The following is a 21,676-nucleotide window of genomic DNA, read 5'->3' as shown; positions in this document are numbered from 1 at the left end:
GTGGTACCGGCCTCGTCCGCCGGCAGCCGGGGGAGTGCCGCCGACCGGACGGAAACCGGCCGACTGCCGTGCGCGCCACCGCGTGCGCGGCCGGTACGCGCGCCCTTCGCGCGTATCCCCTCGTGATCGCCCACCGGGACCCGGCCGTGCGCCCTTTCGCGCCGTGCGGCCGTCGCCCTGCGTCGAACTGTCGGAGGCAACACCCGTGTCCGCGCCGCACACCGCAGAGAGTGACACCCCCACCGATCCACTGGGCCGCGAGCGAGGTCATCTCGCCGCGTCCCGGGCGGCCCTGCGCGCCATGCGCGAGGACGTCCAGGCCCTCGACATCCGCGACGTCACCGCGAACTGGGTGAACGCCGCCGTGCTCCAGGCGCAGATCGACGACCGCATCAAGGCGCTCGCCGACCTGTCGCACACCCCGCTCTTCTTCGGCCGGCTCGACTTCCGGCACCCGGTCGGCGCGGAACGCGCCGAGGGGGCGGAGGGGGAGCGGTTCTACATCGGCCGCCGTCACGTCCACGACGCCGGCGGCGACCCGATGGTCATCGACTGGCGTGCGCCGGTCTCACAGGCGTTCTACCGGGCGTCCCGGCTGGACCCCCAGGACGTGGGGCTGCGCCGCCGCTTCGGGTACACCGGGGGCGAGCTCACCGCGTACGAGGACGAGGACCTGACGGCCCCCGCCGACGCCGCCGGGGCCGGGACCACCAGCAAGCTGCTCCAGGCGGAGATCGAGCGGCCGCGCGTCGGTCCGATGCGGGACATCGTCGCGACCATCCAGCCGGAGCAGGACGAGATCGTCCGCGGTGAGCTGGGCGGCACGATCTGCGTCCAGGGAGGCCCCGGCACCGGCAAGACGGCGGTGGGCCTGCACCGTGTCGCGTACCTGCTCTACGCGCACCGGGAGCGGCTCGCCCGTACGGGCACGCTCGTCATCGGGCCGAACCGGTCGTTCCTCCACTACATCGAGCAGGTGCTCCCCGCCCTCGGCGAGATGGAGGTGCGTCAGGCGACCGTGGAGGACCTGGTCACCGCCGGCGTCGAGGTGCGCGGGGTGGACGAGGCGTCCGCCGCGCTGGTGAAGGGCGACGCCCGGATGGCGGAGGTGCTGCGCCGGGCGGTCCGCTCGCACGTGGGCACGCCCGCGGAGGAGATCGTCGTGGTGCGCGGTTCGCGTCGCTGGCGGGTCCCGGCGTACGAGGTGGCGGAGCTGGTCGAGGAACTGCTGGCGCGCGGGATGCGGTACGGCGCCGCCCACGAGGCGCTGCCGCAGCGGATCGCGCACCGGGTGCTCGTCCGGATGGAGGAGGCGGGGGAGGCGCCGGACGACCGGGTGCAGAACGCGGTGGCGCGCACCCCCGCGGTGAAGGCGGCGGTGAAGGCGGTGTGGCCGGCCGTCGATCCGGCGAAGCTGGTGCTGCGGCTCCTCTCCGACCCGGAGTTCCTGGCCGTCCACGCGGAAGGACTGCTCACCGAGGACGAGCAGAAGGCGGTGGTGTGGGCGAAGCCGGTCCGCAGCGTGAAGTCGGCGAGGTGGTCGGCGGCCGACGCGGTGCTGATCGACGAGGCCCGGGACCTGGTGGAGCGTACGCATTCGCTGGGCCATGTGGTGCTCGACGAGGCGCAGGACCTCTCCCCGATGCAGTACCGGGCGGTGGGGCGGCGCTGTTCGACGGGTTCGGCGACGGTGCTCGGCGACCTCGCGCAGGGCACGACGCCCTGGTCGACGCGGAGCTGGGCGGACGCGCTCGGCCACCTCGGCAAGGGGGACGCGGTGGTGGAGGAGCTGACCGCCGGGTTCCGCGTGCCGCGCGAGGTGATCGCGTACGCCTCCCGGCTGCTGCCCTCCATCGCTCCGGGGCTGGCACCGGTCGAGTCGGTGCGCGAGTCGCCCGGTTCGCTCGCGGTCCGCCGGGTGGCGGACGCCGGGGCGCTGACGGCGGCGGCCGTCGCGGCGTGCGAGGAGGCGCTGGAGCAGGAGGGGTCGATCGGGCTGATCGCCGCCGACGCCCGCATCCCCGCGCTGGCCGGGGCGCTGGCGGCGGCCGGGCACACGGTGCTGTCGCCGGGTGAGGAGACGAGCGCCGCGTCACGGCTGACGCTGGTCCCCGCCTCGCTCGCGAAGGGCCTGGAGTACGACTACGTGGTGCTGGACGAGCCGGCGGCCGTGGTCGACGGCGAACCCGACGAGCGCACCGGGCTGCGCCGGCTGTACGTGGCGCTGACCCGTGCGGTCTCGGGCCTGGCGGTCGTGCACGCGGCCCCGCTGCCCGAGGCCCTGGCGGGCTGAGACCGGGGGCGGCCCGCGGCCAGGACGGCCCGGGGCGGGGCGGGCGGTGCGCGTCAGGACCCCGGGTGCCGCCCGTACCCCCGCTGCTACGCGTCGATCGTCTCGCGCCAGGTGCGGACCGCCGCCGGGTCGACCGCGCCGGACCAGCCGTGCGGGCGGGCCGCACCGCCGATGTGGAAGGCGTCGAGTCCGGCGGCCCGCAGGCGCGGCAGGTGGTCGAGGCGCAGGCCGCCGCCGACCAGGATGCGGGGTTCGTACCCCGGTTCGCGCGAGCGGGCGGCCTCGTCGACGAGGGTCGGGACGCCGTCGTCGACGCCGGTCGCCGCGCCCGCCGTCAGGTACGTGTCGAGTCCGGGCAGGTCGGCGAGTTGCTTGCGCAGCGTGCCCCGGTCGGTGGCCCGGTCGATCGCACGGTGGAAGGTCCAGGGGCAGTCGTCCAGCTCGGCGACGAGGCGTTCGACGGCGACCAGGTCGGCGTGGCCGTCCGGGTCGAGGAAGCCGAAGACGAACTGGTCGGCCCCCGCCTCCCGCAGCTCGTGCAGGCGCCCGAGGAGGCGGTCGATGTCCCCGGTGGCGAACCCGTCCTCCTGCCGGAGCATCACGCGCAGCGGGAGGTCCACGGCCGCGCGGACGGCGGTGAAGGTCTCCCGGGACGGCGTGAGGCCGTCGGCGGCCATGTCGGCGACCAGTTCCAGCCGGTCGGCTCCACCGGCCTGGGCCGCGACCGCGTCCTGGGCGTCGAGCGCGATCACCTCCAGGAGTGCGCGGTTGCTCATGTGTCCCCACTTCTCGGGATTGGCGCCAACAGGATGACGTCAAGAGGTCTAGGCCAATAGGGAAGCCTACGGTCGATCATGCGTCGGCGCAGCCCTCCGAGGCCTTGCGGGTGACCGGCGTACCCCGGAGCCCAGCCCGGTGCACGGCCGCCCACCCCCATGAACCCCCCACATCCACCCGAACGCCCGCACGCCCGCATGCCCGCACGCCCGCATGCCCGCATGCACGCATGCCCGCATGCACGCATGCCCGCATGCCCGCATGCCCGGGGACCTGTGCGCCTCACGTGCGGACGAACCGGAGCGGCGTCCCCGGGACCGCCTGGGCGGCCGCCGCGAGGGCGTGGGCCGGGACCACCCCGACGACCGGGTAGCCGCCGGTGGTGGGGTGGTCGTGCAGGAAGACCACCGGCCGCCCGTCCGGCGGGACCTGGACCGCGCCGAGCACCATCCCCTCGCTGGGGAGTTCGCCGTGCACCGCCCGTTCCAGCGCGGGGCCCTCGGTGCGCAGCCCGATGCGGTTGCTCGCCGGGGAGACGGAGTACACCGCAGTGGTCAGCGTCCGCAGGGCGCTCTCGGTGAACCAGGCGTGCCGGGGCCCCGGGCGGAAGGGCAGCACCAGGCCGCCGGGCGCGGCCGGTGCGGCGGGCCAGGGCACGGCGGCCGGGAGCGCCGGGCCCGCGGCGGCCGGTTCGCCGAGCGGGAGGGTGTCGCCGTCGCGCAGCGGCGGCGGGCCGAGGCCGGAGAGCAGGTCGGCCGAACGGCTGCCCAGCACCGCGTCCGGCTCCAGGCCGCCCGCGAACGCCAGGTAGCTCCGGAGCCCGCTGAGCGCGGGTCCCGCCTCCAGCACCGCGCCCGCCGGTACCCGGACGGGGGTGCCCCAGGCCGCCGGGCGGCCGTCGACCGTGACCCGGCAGACCGCGCCGCCGACGACCGCGACCACGGGCCGGTCGGGGCGGACCGCGCAGCCGGTGGCGGTGGTCTCCAGGACGGCGGCGGCCGGACCGTTGCCCACCAGCCGGTTGGCGAGGCGGTGCGCCAGTCCGTCCAGCGCACCGGCCCGGGGGACGCCGAGGTGCGCCCGGCCGGGGCGCCCGGCGTCCTGGACGGTGGTCAGCGCCCCGGCCCGTACCACCCGCAGCAGTCCGCTCACGCCCGCTCCCCCGCAGCTTCCGTGTCTCCGGCCCGCACCGGCACGAACCGCACCCGGGCCCCCGGCACCAGCAGCGCCGCCGGGTCGCGCGCCGGGTCCCAGAGCCGGTCCGGGTCCGGCATCCGGCCGATGAGCCGCCAGCCGCCGGGCGAGGCACGGGGGTAGACCCCGGTGTACGGGCCCGCCAGCGCGAGCGCCCCCGCGGGGACCCGGGTGCGCGGGGTCGCCCGCCGGGGTACGTGCAGGCGCTCGGGCAGCCCGGTGAGGTAGCCGAAGCCGGGGGCGAACCCGCAGAACGCGACGCGGAACGCCGTGCCGGAGTGCACGGCGGCCACTTCCCCGGGGGGGACGCCCCAGAGCGCGGCGACCTCCTCCAGGTCCGGGCCGTCGTAGACGACCGGGACCCGGACGGCGGGGCCGTCCGCCACGCGCAGCGGCCGCACGGTCCAGCCGGCGAGCTCGCGCGCGAAGCGGTCGAGACGGTCGAGACGGCCGGCGCGGGACGGGCCGACGGCGCGGCCGGGACGGGCCGGCCGGGTGTCCGGCGCGTCGGTGTCCCCGATCCCGTCGAGCAGGACCGTGCGCGCACCGGGGACGATCTCGCGCACCGGCGGCAGTTCGCCCCGGTCGCGGCGGCGCAGCACCTCGGCGTGGAACGCCTCGGCCGCCTCCCCGGAGTCCAGTTCGACCAGGAGCGCGTCCCGCCCGGCCGGCAGCACCCGCACGGCGCCGTCCGCCGCGGGGGCGACACCGCTCACGTGAAGGCCCGGACGTCGACGCCCGCTTCCTCCAGTGCGGTCCGCACCCGGCGGGCGAGCGCAGCGGCGCCGGGGGTGTCGCCGTGCAGGCACAGGGAGCGGGCGTCGACCGGGATGCGGGTGCCGTCGGCGCTGACGACCGTCCGCTCCACCGCCATGCCGACCCCCCGGCGGACGACCTCGTCCGGGTCCTCCACCACCGCGCCCGTGTCGCCGCGCGGCACCAGCGTGCCCCGCGGGGTGTACGCGCGGTCCGCGAACGCCTCGTGCACGGCGGGCAGTCCGGCCTCGCGAGCGCGGGCGAGCAGCCGGGAGCCGGGCAGTCCGAGGACCGGGAGGTCACCGCCGGCGAGCAGCACCCCCTCGATCACCGCGTGCGCCTGCGCGTCGTCGTGGACCGCGCGGTTGTAGAGCGCGCCGTGCGGTTTGACGTACGAGACGCGGGAGCCGGCCGCCTCCGCGAACACCCGCAACGCGCCGATCTGGTACGCGATCTCGGCGGTCAGCTCGGCCGCCGGCACGTCCATCGAGCGCCGTCCGAAGCCCGCCAGGTCCCGGTAGGAGACCTGCGCGCCGATCCGTACGCCCCGGGCCGCCGCGCCCTCGCAGACGCGGCGCATCACCGCCGGGTCGCCGGCGTGGAAGCCGCAGGCGACGTTGGCGCTGGTCACGCAGGAGAGCAGCGCCTCGTCGTCGGTCAGGGTCCAGCGGCCGAAGCCTTCGCCGAGATCGGCGTTGAGGTCCATGGTCACGGGGTCACCGTAGCGCCGCGACCCGCCCGCGCACCGGGCCCGGGGGTGTCCGCGGCCCGGTGGAGCTTCTACAGTGCCTCCATGTCCGACAGCGCGCACACCCCCGACCTCCGCATCCGCTGGCACGAGGCCCTGGTGGCCGCCCGGGGCGGCGCGTCGGGCCCCGACCCGCTCCCGTACGCCGAGAACCTGCTGGAGCGGTGGGCCGAGCCGCAGCGCAAGTACCACACCACCGCCCATCTGACGGCGGTGCTGGACGGCATCGACGTCCTCGCCGGACACGCCGGGGCGCCGGAGCTCGTCCGGCTCGCCGCCTGGTTCCACGACGCGGTCTACCGGCCCGACCGCTCCGAGAACGAGGAGCGCAGCGCCGCTCTCGCCGAACGGGCGCTGCCGGAGGCGGGTGTCCCGGCCGGGGCGACCGCCGAGGTGGCGCGGCTGGTGCGGCTCACCGAGACGCACGACCCGGACGACGGCGACCGCGACGGCGAGGTGCTGTGCGACGCCGATCTGGCGATCCTGGCCGGGGGGCCGAAGGAGTACGCGCACTACACGGCCCTGGTGCGCGAGGAGTACGGCTTCGTCCCGGACGAGGCGTTCCGGGAGGGCCGGGCCGGGGTGCTGCGGCAACTGCTCGGGCTGCCCCGGCTGTTCCGCACCCCGTACGGGGCCGCCGAGTGGGAGAGCAGGGCCCGGCGGAACCTGACGACGGAGCTGGAGCTGCTGGAGGCCACCCTGCCCTGACGGGACGGCACCCGGGACGGCCGCACCCCGTACGGAGGTTCTCCGTACGGGGTGCGGTCATGCGGTCATGGGGCGGGGAGGCCTCGGTCGGTCACTCGGCGGTCCGGAGCGCCACGGGGGCGGCGGCCGTACCGGCACCCCCGGGGGTGACGTCCGTCTTCCCGGCCTCGTCGGCGGTGAAGCCGCGCAGCGGGACCTGGCGGACGAAGAGGGCGATGACGATGCCGAGGGCGGCGGCGCCCGCGGCCCAGGCGAAGGCGGTGTCGATGCCGTCGCTGACGGCCTCGGCGAAGGCGTGCCGGACGGCGGCGGGCAGCGACCGCAGCGCGTCGGGGGTCATGCCGGCGATGGAGGATCCGGCTCCGGACGCTCCGCCCGCCGCGGCGCCCGAGGTGGTGAAGGAGTCGGTGAGGGTGCTCGCGTAGAGGGTGCCGAGCAGGGACACGCCGAGCGAACCGCCCATGTTGCGCAGGAAGGTGGCCGCGCCGGTGGCCGCCCCCATGTCACGCAGGGGGGCGCTGTTCTGGGCGATGAGCATGGTGGTCTGCATCAGGCCGCCCATGCCGAGGCCGAGCACCGCCATGTAGAGCCCGGTGGTGAAGCGGGTGGTGTCGGGTCCCATGGTGGCGAAGAGGGCGAGGCCGACGGCCATGAAGGCGCTGCCCACGATGGGCAGGACGCGGTACTTCCCGGTCTTGCTGATGTAGGCACCGCCGGCGAGGGAGAGCACCATCGCGGACAGCATCATGGGCATGAGGAGCAGGCCGCTGTTGGTGGCGGAGGATCCCTGGACGTACTGCTGGAACTGCGGCAGCAGGGTGATCCCGCCGAACATGGCGAAGCCGACGATGAAGCTGAGCGCGCCGGCGAGGCTGAAGTTGCGGTCGGCGAAGACCGACAGCGGCATGATCGGCTCGTCGACGCGGCGCTCGACGAGGACGAACGCGACGAAGGCGGTCACGGTGACCGCGATCAGGCCGAGGATCACGCCCGAGTCCCAGTCGTACTCGCTCCCGCCCCAGCTGGTGATCAGGACCAGGGTGGTGATCCAGACGCTCAGCAGCGCGGTCCCGGTCCAGTCGATGCGGACCCTGGCGGCGGTCTTGCGCGGGAGCTTGGCGAGGACGAACCAGCAGACGACCAGGGCGACGACGCCCAGCGGCAGGTTGACGTAGAAGGCCCAGCGCCAGTTGAGGTTGTCGGTGATGAAGCCACCGGCGAGCGGGCCGCCGATCATGGCGACGGGCATGACCGCCATCATCACGCCCTGGTACCTGCTGCGGTCGCGGGGCGGCACGATCTCGGCGAGCACGGCCATCACGCCGACCATCAGGCCACCGGCGCCGAGGCCCTGGATCGCGCGGAAGCCGATCAGTTCGCCCATGTTCTGCGAGAGCCCGCAGAGCGCGGAGCCGACGAGGAAGATCACGATCGAGGCGATGAAGGTGACGCGCCGACCGAGCAGGTCGCCGAGCTTGCCCCAGATCGGGGTGGCGACGGTGGAGGCGAGGATGTAGCCGGTGGTCACCCAGGCGAGGTGCTTGAGCCCCCCGAGGTCACCGACGATCGTGGGCAGCGCGGGCGCCACGATCATGTTGTCCAGCATCGCGAGGAGCATCGCGATGACGAGACCGCTCATCGTCACCATGATCTCGCGGTGGGTGAAGCGCGAGGGCTCCGGGGTCGCCTCCGCGGCGGCCGCTTCGGGGGAGGTCTGCGTCACGGCGCATGCCTTTCGGTCAAGGGGACGGGTCGCACGCGGACCCGGACAGTACGGGGCGGGGACCCACGTCGAGCGACGGCGGGTCATCGGTACGACGGGAGGGCGGACGATCTCCACCCACTTACCGGCCGGTCAGTAGATTACTTGCCGTACGGTAAGTTGGCAAAGGGGGCCGGGCGGACCACGATCGACGCAGGGCGCTCCCGGGCCGGGACACCCGGAGCGAGAGGAACGCGCAACCATGACAGCCGCAGGACGCCGACGGGGCATCGACACGCGCACCGAGATCCGAGCGGTCGCCCTGGAGCTCTTCACCGAGCAGGGGTACGAGGCGACCTCGCTGCGGGAGATCGCCGAGCGGCTGGGAATCACCAAGGCCGCCCTCTACTACCACTTCAAGAGCAAGGACGACATCGTCCGCTCCCTCTTCACCACCTATCTGGACGCCGTCGCGGACCTGGTGGAGTGGGCCAGGGAGCAGCCTCCCGGTCCGGACCTGGCCAACCGGATCGTCGACCGGATGGTCGACGTCGTCATCGCCGAGGGCATGCCCGCCATGCGGTTCGCCACCGCCAACCACCGCGTGATCCGCGATCTGCGCCCCGACAAGGAGGGCGCCCTCGAGAGGTTCGGCGAGCTGAGCCGCATCATGGGCGGTCCCGGCGCCTCGAAGAAGGAGCAGCTCCGGCTGCGGTCCGCGCTGCTCAGCGTCAACGTCGCACTGCTCGCCTCCCAGGGGCTGGAGGCCTCCGACGCCGAGATCGCCGAGGTGGCCCGCGACATCGCCCACCGGCTCGTCCCGTCGCCGGGGCGGACGGGTGCGGGCGTCCCCGGGGACGCGGAGGCGCCCGGCGCGCCCGCCTGACCGGCACGCGCGCGGGCCCCCGCGGGAAACCCGCGCCGGTCTGCGCCGGACGGGTGAACCACGCGGTACCGGTGGGGTGGTCGGCCCGGTCTTCGCCCGCCCGGACCCTGGGTCCGGGCTATGAAACGTGGGCCGTGTACGCCGACTGAGGGGCTGCCCCGACCATGTTCAAGACCGCGCTGCGGATCGCATCCGCCGCCTGCTTCGTCGTCACCTCGCTGACCTTCGCCTCCTCGGCGAACGCCGACACCGACCCGCTCCCCGGCACCCCGGAGCAGGTCCGCGACACCGGTCCCTGCGGACCGACCGGCGGCTACCGGTCGTCGGACTGGGAGCGGACGACGACGAACCGCGCGCTCCGGGCGCAGGTGGACACCACCGCGATCAGCGAGGGCTGGTACTGGCGCCACGACGACAACACGCTGTGGCGCGGGGACACCCGGCCGGACCCCCGGGCGATCTTCCGGAGCGGCTTCACGCCCCTCGGGACGGACCTCACCCCGCTGTCGAAGTGGATCATCGGCGGTGGCGGGCAGAACACCGCGCACCTGAGCACCAGTTGCGACCGCTGGGTGGCGCAGGGCTTCGCCACGGGCGGCGGGAAGAACGGCTGGGTCTACGCCATCCAGGCGCCGGGCGGCATCGACGTCAACGCCACCGCGCGGATGACCGGTATCCAGTCGCAGTACCTGTGGAACAAGGAGATCGACTTCCCCGGCGGGATCCAGGGCCGCTTCATCGAGGGGGCGTGCCAGTACCACTGGGCGGGGCAGAACCCGCAGACGAACGTGGACGTCTACGAGAACCTGGGCTGCGTCACCAACCCGGACTTCCGCCCCGTCGAGCACGCCGGGGAGACCGCGACCGGAACCGCCCCGGCCCCGGCGGGCACCACTGCGGCCCCCGCCCCGGCGGGCACCACCTCCACCGCGCCTGCGAACGCCCTCTCGCCGGTCCCGACCGGCGCCGTCTCCCTGACACCCTCGGGCGCCTTCTCGCTGAGCGCGAAGTAGCGCCCGGCGGCGCCACGCTCCCCCGCCCCGCCCCGCCCCGCCCCGCGAACGAACCCGGCGCGCGTCGACGCCGACCACGCACCGGTCCCCCTCCGGCCCCGCACCGACCTGGGCGCCGACCACGCCGGGCCCCCGCACGCCGGACCCCCGGGACAGCACCTCACCGTCCCGGGGGGGGCCGGACCCGCGCGGAGGCCGGGAGGGCTCAGCCGCCTCCGGGGCGCACCGGCTCTCCCACCGCGTCGCCCGCGAGCGCCGCCCCGGTCCGGAGCGCGTGGAGGAACGCGCCGAAGCCGTGCGGGGCGCGGGGCGTCAGCCGGCCGGAGGTCTCCACGGCACAGGCGTTCGTCCGCAGTACACGCGCTCCGCCGTCGGCGAGCGCACGGGCCAGCGCGTGGTCCTCGCCGTGCGGCACGGCGGGGAAGCCCCCGGCGCGCAGGTAGGCGGCGGCCGCGACTCCGAAGTTGGCACCGTGCACGTGCGGGTGCTCCCAGTCGCGTCCGGTGCCGGCCGGGCGCTCGGCGAAGTAGTGCGCGCGGTGCAGGTCCCGTACGACCGACTCCTCCAGTGAGCGGGGCGGGGCGAGGCGGACGGTACCAAGCACGCAGTCCCAGCCGTCGCGGGCGCAGGTCAGCTGGTGGGCGAGCCAGTCGGCCGGGACCCGGCTGTCGGCGTCGGTGGTGGCTATCCAGGTGTGCGCGGCGGGCGTGTCCGCCTTCCGCAACCCGCGCGCGACGGCCTCCGCCCGGGCCGCGCCGGCCGAGCGGTGGCCGGTCACCACCACCTCGGCGCCCTCCCGGCGGGCCACCGCCGCGGTGGAGTCGGAGCAGGCGTCGGCGGCGACCATCAGGGTCAGCGGCGGTACGCCCGCCAGGCGCCGGCGGGCGTGGGCGTCGGCCGCCCGGACGGCCCGCAGCGCCTCCGGCAGGTCTTCCGCCTCGTCGTGCGCCGGGATGGCGACCACCAGCCCGGTGACGCGCCGCTTCACACCAGCCCCTCGGCGCGGGCCGGGGAGGGCGGCGCCGAACCGTCCGCCAGGGGGCGGTGGTGGAGAGTGAGGACGAAGTCGGGGTCGTGGAACTCCGGCCCGGCGACCAGGCCCGGCACCTCCCGCAGCAGGGGCGCCACCTGGGTGCCGGTGAGCCGGTGTTCGGGCACCGGGTGGTTCCAGTGCACGGTCACCAGGGTGCCGCCCGGTTCCAGCGAGCCGACCGTGCGCGTCAGGATCTCGGTGAACGCGGCCCCGTCGAAGTAGTAGAGCAGCTCGGAGAGGACGACCAGGTCGAAGGTGCCCTCGGGCCACTCCTCGGGCACCGTGAGGGCGCGTACCTCCACGTGCGGCAGGTCGCGGGTGCGGGCGGCGGCCTCGGCGACGGCGGCGGGCACCCGGTCGGTGGCGAGCACCGCGTCGCACCGGTCGGCGAGCAGCCGGGTCAGGACGCCCACCGAGCAGCCCGGTTCGAAGGCCCTGCGGTAGCGGCGGCGGGGCAGTGCCGCCAGGGTCAGCGCGTACTTGCGCTGTTCGTACCAGCGCCCGGCGAGGTCCCAGGGGTCCGCCGTGCCGGTGTACATCCGGGCGAAGTACGACGCCGGCGTGGAGACGTCGGGTCCGGTGGCCGCCCCGGTGTCCGGTCCGGTCGGGTCGGACGTCACAGCAGGATCACCTCGAAGGGGCGTCGGTGGTGGAGCAGTTCGGCCGGCGGCAGGATGACGGTGGGGTCGTCGGGATCGTCCGCCAGCGGGGCGGTCTGGGTGCGGAACCGGCTGATCGCCCGCGCCTTGCGGGCCTGCTCGCCGGCGGTGAGGGGCAGGCGGCGCACGGAGTCCCAGGGCACCCGGTCGTCACCGGGCGCGGCCCAGTGCCAGGTCCACACCGGGTAGTACCAGAGCGCGGCCCCGGTGTCCCGTACGGCCGTGCGCGCCGCCCGGCCCGCCGCCTCGTGGTCGGCGTGCAGATCGCCGGTCCACGGCGCCAGGCAGAGCCGGGCCCCGCCGGCCCGCACCGCGTCCGCGAGACGCCCGGCGACCTCGTCCTCGTACGCGTCCACCCGGGTGTCCGGCACTCCGAGGCGGGTGCGCCGCCCCCGGTCGACGCCCAGGTCGTCCAGGGCGACGGCGAGTTCCCCGGCGCGCAGGCGGGCCAGGGCGTCCGGGGGTACGCGGCGGCTGCCCGGATGGGACGCCTCGCCGTCGGTGACGGTGACGACGTGCACCTCGGTACCGGCTGCGGTGAGCCGGGCCAGGGTGCCGCCGACCCCCAGCACCTCGTCGTCGGGGTGGGCGGCGACCACGACCACCGGCCCCTCGATCCGCGGAGCGGTACCGATCGTCTTCCAGCCGTCCCACCGCGCCCACTCCGCCTCGGGGGTGCCGTCGGCGCGGAGGAGGGCGGCGGCCCGTTCCCGTCCGGCCGCCGCGTCCGGGCCGGTTCTCGGCGCCGCCCCCGTGCCGGGGCCGGTCGGGGCGGTCATCGGCCCGCGCTCCCTTCCGGTGCGACCAGCGCGGTGCCCAAGGCGGCGAGGTCGCGGTCCGCGTGGTGCTGACGCAGGTAGACGGTGAGGTCGGCGACCCGCCGGGCGTGCCGGGCGTCGTGGCAGAGCGGTCCGGCACCCAGCGCCCGTCCGACGTGGTCGAGCACCAGAGCGCCGACCCGTTCCACGGCCGCCCGGGCCCGCATGGCGCGCAGCGCCGCGTCGCCGCCGCGGTCCGCAGGATCGGCGTCGATCTCGGCGGCGGCGACCCGCAGCACGCACTCCGCCCCGTGCAGGGCGACGTCCACCGCGCCCAGGTGGGCGGCGGCGAGCTGGTCGGGTGCGCGGCGGCCGGCGGAGGCGAACAGGGCGTCGGCGACCCCGCGCGCACCGCCCAGCCAGCAGGCGGCCACCCCGATGCCCCCGTGGGCGAACCCGGGCCGCCGGACGTACGCGTCGACCTCGCCCACCGGCACGGCCGGCACGTCGGTGAACCGCACGTCGGGTGTGTCGCTGCCCGCCATCCCGATCGCCTGCCAGGTGCCGGGCACCGGGGCGTAACCGGGTACGGCCGTGGCGAGGGCGAAGAGCCGCCGGCCCTCCTCGGTGTCGGCGGTGACCAGCGCGTGGGTACAGCTGTGGGCGCCCGAGCAGAAGGGCTTCACCCCGTCCAGCGACCAGAGTCCGTCGGAGCGGGGCCGTGCCGTCAGCCGGGCGCCCGGGGGCTGGGCGGCCCACACGCCCCAGCGCTCACCCGGGGCCGGGGCGGTCGCGCCGAGTTCGGCGAGGATGGCCACCGCGTCGGCGTGGCCCTCCGCCAGCCGGGCCAGGGCCAGATCCTCCCGGCCCAGTCCGTGCAGCGCCTGGAACCTCTCCCAGGTGCGCCCGGACCCGGGCAGCGGGACCTCCGTCGCGCTGTCGCGCACCCAGGACGCGAAGCGCTCGGCCGCGACGGCGCGCAGCGCGGCGCCGTCCGGTGCTTCCGGTATCCCGGGGGCGGACTGCTGAGGGGGGCCGGCGATCGTGCCCACGCGTACTCCTTCGGTCGGCCTGCACGTCCTCTTCCATGCGAGCACCCTCCGAGGAACCCCGCCCGGTGGGCGTGCGTGTGGCCCGGCCGTATCGGCCGGGCCACGGTCGCGCCACACCTGAGGGGGGAAGGGGTGCGGCACGGAGGGCACTCACTGCGCGAGATCCGCTCGATGCGGGTCTCCGGGGGACGCTCAGTGCTTGAACGCGTCCTTCGTCTTCTCCTTGGCCTCGCGGGCATCGCCCTTGGCCTGGTCGGCGCGGCCCGCGGCGGTGAGGCGTTCGTTGCCCACGGTCCGGCCGGCCGTCTCCTTGACCTTGCCCTTGGTCTGCTCCACCTTGGCCTGGGTCTTCTCATCGGCAGCCATGATCACTCCCACCTTGCTGTGCTCGACTTCAGGAACAGTGTTCGTGTGACCGCCCCGCGCGATCTCAAACCCCACGAGAACCCCGCGAGCCGTTCGCGGCACATCGAGGCACACCTCCGGCGTCCGGCGTGAACGCCGTGATAACAAACGTGGATCAACACTCACGTACGGGAATGTGCGGGGCCGGGCGCCCGTTGGGCACAGTCATGCCTGAAACCGACACCGGCCGACTCCGTATGCCCTTGGCCGTATACATCCTGGGCCTCTCGGTCTTCGCTCTCGGCACCAGCGAATTCATGCTTTCCGGCCTGCTCCCGCCGATCGCCGACGACATGGGCGTATCGATTCCGCGGGCCGGCCTCCTCATATCGGCGTTCGCGATCGGCATGGTCGTCGGTGCCCCGCTGCTCGCCGTGGCCACGCTCCGCCTGCCGCGGCGCACCACCCTCATCGCGCTGATCTCCGTCTTCGGCCTCGGCCAGGTCGCGGGCGCGCTGGCACCGACGTACGAGGTGCTCTTCATCTCCCGGGTGGTGAGTGCGCTCGCCTGCGCCGGGTTCTGGGCGGTGGGCGCGGCGGTGGCGATCGCGATGGTGCCGAAGAACGCCCGGGCCCGGGCGATGGCCGTGATGATCGGCGGACTCTCCATCGCGAACGTGATGGGCGTACCGCTCGGAGCGTTCCTCGGTGAGGGGCTCGGCTGGCGGTCGGCGTTCTGGGCGGTGGGTGCCGCGTCCGCCGTGGCGCTGGTCGGCGTGGTCCTGAAGATTCCCCGCATCCCCGTACCGGAACAGCGCCCGCTGCTGCGGCAGGAGCTCGCGATCTACCGCGACCGTCACGTGTGGCTGGCGATCGTGATCACCGCGCTGGCCGCGGGGGGCGTCTTCTGCGCGTTCAGCTACCTCTCCCCGCTGCTGACCGACGTCGCCGGGCTGAGCTCGGGGTGGGTGCCGTGGGTGCTGGCGCTCTTCGGAGCCGGCGCTCTGGTCGGTACGACGGTCGGCGGCCGGGTCGCCGATGCCCACCTCTTCGGCGTGCTGCTGAGCGGCATCGCTGCCTCCACGGTCTTCCTGGTGGCGCTCGCGCTCTTCGCGTCGAGCCCGGTCGCCGTGGTCCTCATCGCCTTCCTCCTCGGCTTCTCGGCGTTCTACACGGCCCCCGCGCTCAACGCCCGCATGTTCGACGTGGCCGGTGCCGCGCCGACGCTCGCCGGCGCGACCGCGACCGCCGCGTTCAACCTGGGCAACACCGCGGGCCCGTGGCTCGGCGGCGCGGTGATCGACGCCGACCTCGGCTACGCCTCCCCCGCCTGGGGAGGTGCCGCGATGCTGGTCGCCGGCCTGGCGGCGGTGGCCCTCGCCCTCCGCGTCCAGCGCGGTGGTTCCCGCTCCCGCGTGGTCGCGGGAGCGGGAACGGGCGGGGGGCCGGTGCCGGTGCCGGTGCCGGTGGAGAGCGTGACGGTCGTACGTCCCCGGGCCGCGCTCGCGGACGAGCGCACGGGCGAGCGCGCGGACTCCCCCTGCGCCTGAGCCCGCCCGCACGCGGGAAGCCGCCCCCGGAGACGCCCGTCCTCCGGGGGCGGTCTCGCGTCCGGGCCGGCCGTACGTTCGCCTTACGTTCAGGCCGTGGCCGCGGGGCCCGGTGCGGGGCGGCCCTTCGGGCGGCGCAGGCCGGCCTCGGTGAGGCGGCGGACCAGTTCCTTGGAGCCGATCTCCCGTGCTCCGGCGCGCACCGCGTCCTGGTAACGCGTCTGCGGGACGTCGTAGTGGTCGCGTTCGAAGGCGCGGGGCGGGCAGCCGATGGCGGCGGCGAAGGCGTGGAGCTCGTCGAACGACTCGTCACTGACCAGGTGCGACCAGAGCCGGCCGTGGCCCGGCCAGGTCGGCGGGTCTATGTAGACGGTCACCGTCGCAGCACTCCGGCGAGCGCGCCGACCGGGGCCACGGAGACGGTGGCGCGGGTGCAGACCCAGTGCGGGTCGGCGCCGAGTTCGGGCTCGACGTCGAGCGCGTGCGGGCCGCCCTCGTCGCAGACGGGGCAGAGCGGCCACCGTCCGTACCGTTCGAGCAGGGCGTCCTGGACGTCCTGGGCGATCAGCCCGACGAGGAAGTCCATGCCGTCCGGCCACTGCTCCACCCACCAGCGCCGCTGGGTCACCGCGTCCTCCACGAGGGAGACGATGTCGGCGTCCGCGACGTCGCCCGCCGCCAGGTCGGCCACGACGAGGGCTCGGGCGGTGTGCAACGCCTGTTCCAGGGGGTTCGGCTCCATGGCTCCATTGTCACCCCACCCGCTGAACCCCTCCCACGGCGCCCACCGCCCCGACCGCGACTCCGCGCGGTAGGCGTCGGGGGCCGCGGGCCGGTGGACCGGACGGGCCACCGGAAGGGTGCGCGGGGCCGGTCACTCGTCCGTGTGCCGCGCGTGCCGATCCGTTTTTCCTCCCGTCGGCTGGGAGAGGATCGCCGCATCGCCGACACGATCATGTGTCCGGCGCCCACCAGGAAAGGCATGGCATGGCTCAGGGGACTGTGAAGTGGTTCAACTCGGAGAAGGGGTTCGGGTTCATCGCGCCGGACGACGGCACTCCGGACGTCTTCGTGCACTTCTCCGCGATCGACTCCTCCGGATACCGCTCGCTGGACGAGAACCAGCGGGTGGAGTTCTCGACCTCGCAGGGCCCCAAGGGTCCGCAGGCCGAGCAGGTCCGTTCCGTCTGACGTCGTCCGGAACAGCCCGCGCCCCGCACGCCCGCCCGGGCATGCGGGGCGCACCCGTATGCCCCGCCACACCGTCCGTATGCCCTTCGAAGACAAGGTTCTGCCGGGCGAAGTTCCCTGGAAACAAGCAGGTTTGGTCCGGCCGAACCGGTAAATACGAAGCTTTGACACCGGCTTTATATACGACGAGGTAGGAGACGCATCATGGGCATCATCGCTTGGATCCTCATAGGGTTGCTCGCTGGCCTCATCGCCAAGGCACTCATGCCGGGCAAGGACCCGGGCGGCATCATCATCACGATGCTCATCGGTATCGCGGGTGGCCTCCTCGGCGGCTGGCTCGGCAAGGTCCTCTTCGGCGTCGACTCGATCGACGGTTTCTTCGACCTGTCCACCTGGATCGCCGCGATCATCGGTTCGGTGATCCTGCTGGCCATCTACCGGGTGGTCGTCGGCAACCGTCACTCGCACCGCCACGCCTGATCCGGCGGCCCCCGGGCCACGGATCGCGACCGCACCACAGAACGGCTCCCCCTCCGTCCGGAGGAGGAGCCGTTCTCGTGCGTCCACGCCCGCACGGACGACACACGGAAGCGGGATCAATGGGGGGTTGACGGGCGAGTGTGATGAAAATACCTTTCAGGAGTGACCAGTGAACTGAAGGAAAGTTTCAGCGGCGACTCTCCACCCGCTCCGGCCGCCCTCGCCGCCAAGGTCCGTACGCTCGCCCCCTCCATGACCCGCTCCATGCAACGCGTCGCCGAGACCGTCGCCGGGGACCCCGCCGGATGCGCCGCTCTCACCGTCACCGGTCTCGCCGAGCGGACGGGTACGAGCGAGGCCACCGTGGTCCGCACGGCGCGGCTGCTCGGCTACCCGGGCTACCGCGATCTGCGCCTCGCCCTCGCCGGGCTCGCCGCCCACCAGCAGTCGGGCCGGGCCCCCGCCGTCACCGCCGACATAGCCGTGGACGACCCGCTCGCCGACGTGGTCGCCAAGCTCGCCCAGGACGAGCAGCAGACCCTCGCGGACACCGCCGCCGGGCTCGACACCGGGCAGCTCTCCGCCGTCGTGACCGCCGCGGCCTCCGCCCGCCGGATCGACATCTACGGTGCGGGCGCCTCCTCGCTCGTCGGTCAGGACCTGGCGCAGAAGCTGCTGAGGATCGGTCTCATCGCGCACGCCCACGCCGATCCGCACCTCGCGGTCACCAACGCCGTGCAGTTGCGCCCCGGGGACCTCGCCATCGCGATCACCCACTCCGGTTCGACCAGCGACGTCATCGAACCGCTGCGGGCCGCCTTCGACCGGGGCGCCACCACGGTAGCCATCACCGGCCGCCCCGGCGGGGCGGTCACCCAGTACGCCGACCACGTACTGACCACCGCCACCTCCCGCGAGAGCGAGCTGCGCCCGGCCGCCATGTCCAGCCGGACGAGCCAACTGCTCGTCGTCGACTGCCTGTTCATAGGCGTCGCGCAGCGCACCTACGAGACGGCGGCGCCCGCCCTCTCCGCGTCGTACGAGGCACTCGCCCACCGCCACACCCAGCGCCGCCGCTGATCCCGCCGTCGGGGTCACCGGCGTCCGCGTCGCCGCCGTCCGGGCCACCTCCGTCCGTTTCCCCGCCACCCCCGCCATCCCTGTCCCGCCGTCCGTGTCCCCGCCTCCCCACCTCCCGCACTCCGCACGAGCACGACGAGAAAGCAGAGCCGCACCTCATGTCCTCCTCCTCTTCCGCCGCCGACCGCGACGACCTCCTCGCCCAGCTCGCCACTCTCACCACCGAGCAGTTCCGCCCCGAGCTGGCCGAGATCGACCGGCTGCCCACGCTGGAGATCGCACGGCTCATGAACGGCGAGGACCGCTCCGTGGCCGACGCCGTCGCCGCGCAGTTGCCGCGGATCGCCGCCGCGATCGACGCGATCGCGGCACGCATGGCGCGGGGCGGCCGGCTGATCTACCTGGGTGCGGGCACCGCCGGGCGCCTGGGGGTGCTGGACGCGAGCGAGTGCCCGCCCACCTTCAACACCGACCCGGACGAGGTCGTCGGGCTGATCGCGGGCGGCCCGACCGCGATGGTGACCGCCGTCGAGGGCGCGGAGGACAGCAAGGAACTGGCCGCCGCCGACCTGGACGGGCTCGGCCTCACCGCCGAGGACACCGTCGTCGGCATCTCCGCCTCGGGCCGTACCCCCTACGCGATCGGCGCCGTCGAACACGCCCGCGCCCGGGGCGCGCTCACCGTCGGCCTCTCCTGCAACGCGGGCTCGGCGCTGGCCGCCGCCGCCGAGCACGGCGTGGAGGTCGTCACCGGCCCGGAGCTGCTGACGGGTTCGACCCGGCTGAAGGCCGGTACGGCGCAGAAGCTCGTGCTGAACATGATCTCGACGCTCACGATGATCCGGCTGGGCAAGACGTACGGGAACCTCATGGTCGACGTGCGGGCCTCCAACGAGAAGCTGCACGCCCGTTCGCGCCGGATCGTCGCGCTCGCCACCGGAGCCGCCGACCAGGAGATCGAGGAAGCCCTCGCCGCCACGGGTGGTGAGGTGAAGCCCGCGATCCTCACCCTGCTCGGCCAGGTCGACGGCCCGACGGCCACCGCCCTGCTGGCCGATGCGGACGGTCATCTGCGCGCCGCGCTCGCGGCCGTCCCCTCCCCCTGATTCCCACCCCTCCCCCCGGCCCCACGCCGGGGGACCCCTCCCCCCACCCCCGCACAGCAAGGCGCCACGCACCATGGCAACTGATGACAAGCACCGCGCCACCGCCGCCGCGATCCTTCCGCTCGTCGGTGGCGCGGCCAACGTCCGTACCGTCGCCCACTGCATGACCCGGCTCCGGCTGGGTCTGCTCGACCCTTCCCTCGTGGACGACGAGGCGCTGAAGGCGCTGCCCGCCGTCCTGGGCGTGGTCGAGGACGACACGTACCAGATCGTCCTCGGCCCGGGCACCGTCGCCCGGGTCACCCCGGAGTTCGAGGCGATGGTGGCCACCGCCCGGTCCGCCGCCCCGGCCGCCGCCTCCACGGCACCCGCCGCGCCCGCGCCCGGCGCCCCCGCACCCGTCACCCCCGTCCCCGTCGGCGCCGATGGACTCGCCGCTCAGGGTGCGGAGTTGAAGGCGGCGCGCAAGGCGAAGAACGCCACTCCGTTCAAGCTCTTCCTGCGGAAGATCGCCAACATCTTCGTCCCGCTGATCCCGGCGCTCATCGGCTGCGGCATCATCGCCGGGCTCAACGGCCTGTTGGTCAACCTCGGGCTGCTGCCCGGGGTGACGCCCGCGCTGGCCTCGATCGCCTCCGGGTTCATGGCCCTGATCGCGGTCTTCGTCGGCTACAACACGGCGAAGGAGTTCGGCGGCACGCCCATTCTCGGAGGTGCGGTCGCCGCGATCATCGTGTTCCCCGGGGTCGCCCGCATCACCGCGTTCGGGCAGGAGCTCTCGCCCGGCCAGGGTGGCGTGCTCGGCGCACTGGGCGCGGCGGTGCTCGCGGTGTACGTGGAGAAGTGGTGCCGCCGCTGGGTGCCCGAGGCGCTGGACGTGCTGGTCACTCCGACGCTCACGGTGCTGATCTCCGGACTGGTCACCATCTTCGGCCTGATGTACGTCGCCGGTGAGGTCTCCTCCGCGATCGGTACGGCGGCCGACTGGCTGCTCTCCCACGGCGGCGCGGGCGCGGGGTTCCTGCTCGGCGGCTTCTTCCTGCCGCTGGTGATGCTGGGCCTGCACCAGGCGCTGATCCCGATCCACACCACCCTCATCGAGCAGCAGGGTTACACCGTCCTGCTGCCGATCCTTGCCATGGCGGGCGCCGGCCAGGTCGGCGCTGCGGCGGCCGTGTACGTGCGCCTCCCCCGTAACCAGTCGATCCGCCGCACCATCAGGTCGGCGCTCCCCGCCGGTCTGCTGGGCGTGGGCGAACCACTGATCTACGGCGTCTCGCTGCCGCTGGGCCGCCCGTTCATCACGGCGTGCGTCGGCGGCGCGTTCGGCGGCGGCTTCGTCGGTCTCTTCAACCAGCTCGGCACCTCGGTCGGTTCGACCGCGATCGGGCCGTCCGGCTGGGCCCTCTTCCCGCTGCTGGACGGCAACCACGGTCTCGGCGGAACGATCGCGATCTACGCGGGCGGGCTCCTCGTCGGATACGTCGCCGGCTTCGTCGCCACCTACTGCTTCGGCTTCGGCAAGGAGTTGCTGGCGGAGTTCAACGTGTCCCAGGAGGCGGCGGCCGGCAGCACCGTGGTGGCGGGCTCACCGTCCCCGGCCGAGCCGGGTACCGCCGAGCCGGGTACCGCCGAGCCGGGTAGCGCCGAGCCGGGCTCCGCAGACCCGGGTTCCACAGACCCGGGGCAGCGGCCGCCCGCGCCCGCGAAGGTCTGAGGCCGGCCCCGGACCAGCCCCCTCACGCCCACGAGCCGCCCTTCTCCGTGAAGGGCGGCTCGTGGTCTGCGGGGAGGGTGCGGCGGGTCAGCCGATCGTGAAGTCGGCGGCCTCCGTGTCCAGGGTCCGGGTCCCGTCCGTCGTGGTGGCCATGACCGCGAAGTGCCAGAGACCGCGCGGGGAGCCCTCGGCGTCGTCGCGGGTGACGGCTGCCCCGTAGGAGCAGCGCACGGTGTCCTTACCGGCGGGCACGCAGACGGCCGACTCGACGGCGGCCATGTCCTTCTCGGTCAGCCTCTGCCGTGCGAAGGACGAGTCCTCCGGCCAGGCCAGCACCTTCACGCTCTTCACCTTCGTGCCCGACGAGACGTCCGTGGTGAAGGTCAGCGAGCCGTCGCGGTCGCCGGCCGGGGCGACGTAACGCGCCTCGCTGTGCGTCAGGGTGGGCGCCTGCGGTTCGCCGGCGTACGCGAGGGCGAAGGCTCCGGCACCCCCGAGGGCGACGACACCGGCGACTACGGACAGGGCGATACGTCGGGACATGGGAGGTCTCCATCATCGGGTCGGCGGGACCGGCGCCTTCGACTGCGCCGTTGCACCGATACTCGCCGGGGTGAGCGTCCCG

23 protein-coding genes are annotated in these 21,676 nt (G+C 74.4%); 10 read left to right on the top strand and 13 right to left on the bottom strand.

Going from position 1 to position 21,676, the window contains the following annotated elements:
• Nucleotides 1–205: 205 nt before the first annotated feature.
• A complete protein-coding gene (locus PZB77_RS17730) occupies nucleotides 206–2,293 on the top strand; it encodes an ATP-binding domain-containing protein (protein ID WP_343299871.1) in 2,088 nt (695 codons plus the stop codon).
• 86 nt (nucleotides 2,294–2,379) lie between these two features.
• On the opposite strand, the gene PZB77_RS17725 is transcribed toward PZB77_RS17730, so the two are convergent.
• From PZB77_RS17725 to PZB77_RS17710, 4 genes are all read right to left on the bottom strand, one after another.
• Nucleotides 2,380–3,069 carry a copper homeostasis protein CutC gene (locus tag PZB77_RS17725; RefSeq protein ID WP_275493575.1) on the bottom strand — a complete coding sequence of 230 codons (690 nt, stop codon included), beginning with the start codon at nucleotides 3,067–3,069 and terminating at the stop codon, nucleotides 2,380–2,382.
• A gap of 283 nt (nucleotides 3,070–3,352) precedes the next feature.
• Entirely contained in the window at nucleotides 3,353–4,222 is an 870-nt protein-coding gene (locus PZB77_RS17720) for a biotin-dependent carboxyltransferase family protein (RefSeq protein WP_275493574.1), read from the bottom strand.
• Nucleotides 4,219–4,980: an allophanate hydrolase subunit 1 gene (locus PZB77_RS17715; protein ID WP_275493573.1), complete on the bottom strand. Its 762-nt coding sequence runs from the start codon at nucleotides 4,978–4,980 to the stop codon at nucleotides 4,219–4,221. Before PZB77_RS17715 ends, PZB77_RS17720 begins: the two co-directional genes overlap by 4 nt.
• The gene (locus tag PZB77_RS17710) at nucleotides 4,977–5,726 is read right to left on the bottom strand and encodes a 5-oxoprolinase subunit PxpA (RefSeq protein WP_275496103.1); all 750 of its coding nucleotides are present in this window, start codon (nucleotides 5,724–5,726) and stop codon (nucleotides 4,977–4,979) included. Before PZB77_RS17710 ends, PZB77_RS17715 begins: the two co-directional genes overlap by 4 nt.
• A gap of 87 nt (nucleotides 5,727–5,813) precedes the next feature.
• Here PZB77_RS17710 and PZB77_RS17705 point away from each other — a divergent pair, with 87 nt between their 5' ends.
• Nucleotides 5,814–6,476: a hypothetical protein gene (locus PZB77_RS17705; RefSeq protein ID WP_275493572.1), complete on the top strand. Its 663-nt coding sequence runs from the start codon at nucleotides 5,814–5,816 to the stop codon at nucleotides 6,474–6,476.
• Between the two features lie 91 nt (nucleotides 6,477–6,567).
• Here PZB77_RS17705 and PZB77_RS17700 read toward each other — a convergent pair whose 3' ends face one another.
• Entirely contained in the window at nucleotides 6,568–8,199 is a 1,632-nt protein-coding gene (locus tag PZB77_RS17700; RefSeq protein ID WP_275493571.1) for an MDR family MFS transporter, read from the bottom strand.
• 241 nt (nucleotides 8,200–8,440) lie between these two features.
• On the opposite strand from PZB77_RS17700, the gene PZB77_RS17695 reads away from it, so the two are divergent.
• The gene (locus PZB77_RS17695; RefSeq protein ID WP_275493570.1) at nucleotides 8,441–9,064 is read left to right on the top strand and encodes a TetR/AcrR family transcriptional regulator; all 624 of its coding nucleotides are present in this window, start codon (nucleotides 8,441–8,443) and stop codon (nucleotides 9,062–9,064) included.
• A gap of 164 nt (nucleotides 9,065–9,228) precedes the next feature.
• Nucleotides 9,229–10,077, top strand: a complete 849-nt coding sequence (locus PZB77_RS17690; RefSeq protein WP_275493569.1) for a hypothetical protein — start codon at nucleotides 9,229–9,231, stop codon at nucleotides 10,075–10,077.
• Nucleotides 10,078–10,282: 205 nt separating this feature from the next.
• On the opposite strand, the gene PZB77_RS17685 is transcribed toward PZB77_RS17690, so the two are convergent.
• From PZB77_RS17685 to PZB77_RS17665, 5 genes are all read right to left on the bottom strand, one after another.
• Complete coding sequence (locus tag PZB77_RS17685) at nucleotides 10,283–11,065, bottom strand: glycosyltransferase (RefSeq protein ID WP_275493568.1); 783 nt, start codon at nucleotides 11,063–11,065, stop codon at nucleotides 10,283–10,285.
• Nucleotides 11,062–11,649, bottom strand: coding sequence for an SAM-dependent methyltransferase (locus tag PZB77_RS17680; RefSeq protein WP_275496102.1), 588 nt, complete (start codon nucleotides 11,647–11,649; stop codon nucleotides 11,062–11,064). The genes PZB77_RS17685 and PZB77_RS17680 overlap by 4 nt, the downstream gene beginning before the upstream one ends.
• Before the next feature lie 77 nt (nucleotides 11,650–11,726).
• Nucleotides 11,727–12,548 (bottom strand): PIG-L family deacetylase, encoded by an 822-nt coding sequence (locus tag PZB77_RS17675; protein WP_275493567.1) that lies wholly within the window; start codon nucleotides 12,546–12,548, stop codon nucleotides 11,727–11,729.
• Nucleotides 12,545–13,510, bottom strand: coding sequence for an acyl-CoA dehydrogenase family protein (locus PZB77_RS17670; RefSeq protein ID WP_275496101.1), 966 nt, complete (start codon nucleotides 13,508–13,510; stop codon nucleotides 12,545–12,547). The genes PZB77_RS17675 and PZB77_RS17670 overlap by 4 nt, the downstream gene beginning before the upstream one ends.
• Nucleotides 13,511–13,771: 261 nt before the next feature.
• On the bottom strand, nucleotides 13,772–13,945 hold the full coding sequence (locus PZB77_RS17665; RefSeq protein WP_275493565.1) for a CsbD family protein: 174 nt from the start codon (nucleotides 13,943–13,945) through the stop codon (nucleotides 13,772–13,774).
• 236 nt (nucleotides 13,946–14,181) lie between these two features.
• Here PZB77_RS17665 and PZB77_RS17660 point away from each other — a divergent pair, with 236 nt between their 5' ends.
• On the top strand, nucleotides 14,182–15,474 hold the full coding sequence (locus PZB77_RS17660; protein WP_275493564.1) for a Cmx/CmrA family chloramphenicol efflux MFS transporter: 1,293 nt from the start codon (nucleotides 14,182–14,184) through the stop codon (nucleotides 15,472–15,474).
• Nucleotides 15,475–15,563: 89 nt separating this feature from the next.
• Here PZB77_RS17660 and PZB77_RS17655 read toward each other — a convergent pair whose 3' ends face one another.
• Both PZB77_RS17655 and PZB77_RS17650 read right to left on the bottom strand, forming a co-directional pair.
• Nucleotides 15,564–15,851 carry a DUF4031 domain-containing protein gene (locus tag PZB77_RS17655; RefSeq protein WP_275493563.1) on the bottom strand — a complete coding sequence of 96 codons (288 nt, stop codon included), beginning with the start codon at nucleotides 15,849–15,851 and terminating at the stop codon, nucleotides 15,564–15,566.
• Entirely contained in the window at nucleotides 15,848–16,216 is a 369-nt protein-coding gene (locus tag PZB77_RS17650) for a hypothetical protein (protein WP_275493562.1), read from the bottom strand. Before PZB77_RS17650 ends, PZB77_RS17655 begins: the two co-directional genes overlap by 4 nt.
• Nucleotides 16,217–16,461: 245 nt before the next feature.
• On the opposite strand from PZB77_RS17650, the gene PZB77_RS17645 reads away from it, so the two are divergent.
• From PZB77_RS17645 to PZB77_RS17625, 5 genes are all read left to right on the top strand, one after another.
• Complete coding sequence (locus tag PZB77_RS17645) at nucleotides 16,462–16,665, top strand: cold-shock protein (protein WP_275493561.1); 204 nt, start codon at nucleotides 16,462–16,464, stop codon at nucleotides 16,663–16,665.
• 204 nt (nucleotides 16,666–16,869) lie between these two features.
• The gene (locus tag PZB77_RS17640; RefSeq protein WP_275493560.1) at nucleotides 16,870–17,148 is read left to right on the top strand and encodes a GlsB/YeaQ/YmgE family stress response membrane protein; all 279 of its coding nucleotides are present in this window, start codon (nucleotides 16,870–16,872) and stop codon (nucleotides 17,146–17,148) included.
• Nucleotides 17,149–17,310: 162 nt separating this feature from the next.
• A complete protein-coding gene (locus tag PZB77_RS17635; RefSeq protein ID WP_275493559.1) occupies nucleotides 17,311–18,228 on the top strand; it encodes a MurR/RpiR family transcriptional regulator in 918 nt (305 codons plus the stop codon).
• 158 nt (nucleotides 18,229–18,386) lie between these two features.
• Nucleotides 18,387–19,334, top strand: a complete 948-nt coding sequence (gene murQ / locus PZB77_RS17630; protein WP_275493558.1) for an N-acetylmuramic acid 6-phosphate etherase — start codon at nucleotides 18,387–18,389, stop codon at nucleotides 19,332–19,334.
• A gap of 73 nt (nucleotides 19,335–19,407) precedes the next feature.
• Complete coding sequence (locus PZB77_RS17625; protein WP_275493557.1) at nucleotides 19,408–21,051, top strand: PTS transporter subunit EIIC; 1,644 nt, start codon at nucleotides 19,408–19,410, stop codon at nucleotides 21,049–21,051.
• 87 nt (nucleotides 21,052–21,138) lie between these two features.
• Here PZB77_RS17625 and PZB77_RS17620 read toward each other — a convergent pair whose 3' ends face one another.
• Nucleotides 21,139–21,594, bottom strand: coding sequence for a DUF5707 domain-containing protein (locus PZB77_RS17620; RefSeq protein WP_275493556.1), 456 nt, complete (start codon nucleotides 21,592–21,594; stop codon nucleotides 21,139–21,141).
• Between the last annotated feature and the right edge of the window lie 82 nt (nucleotides 21,595–21,676).

Origin of the sequence: Streptomyces sp. AM 2-1-1 (assembly GCF_029167645.1) — a bacterium.
Classification (GTDB): Bacteria; Actinomycetota; Actinomycetes; order Streptomycetales; family Streptomycetaceae; genus Streptomyces.
The sequence above is the reverse complement of the archived record's forward strand: the minus strand, read 5'-3'. Positions and strand labels throughout refer to the sequence as shown.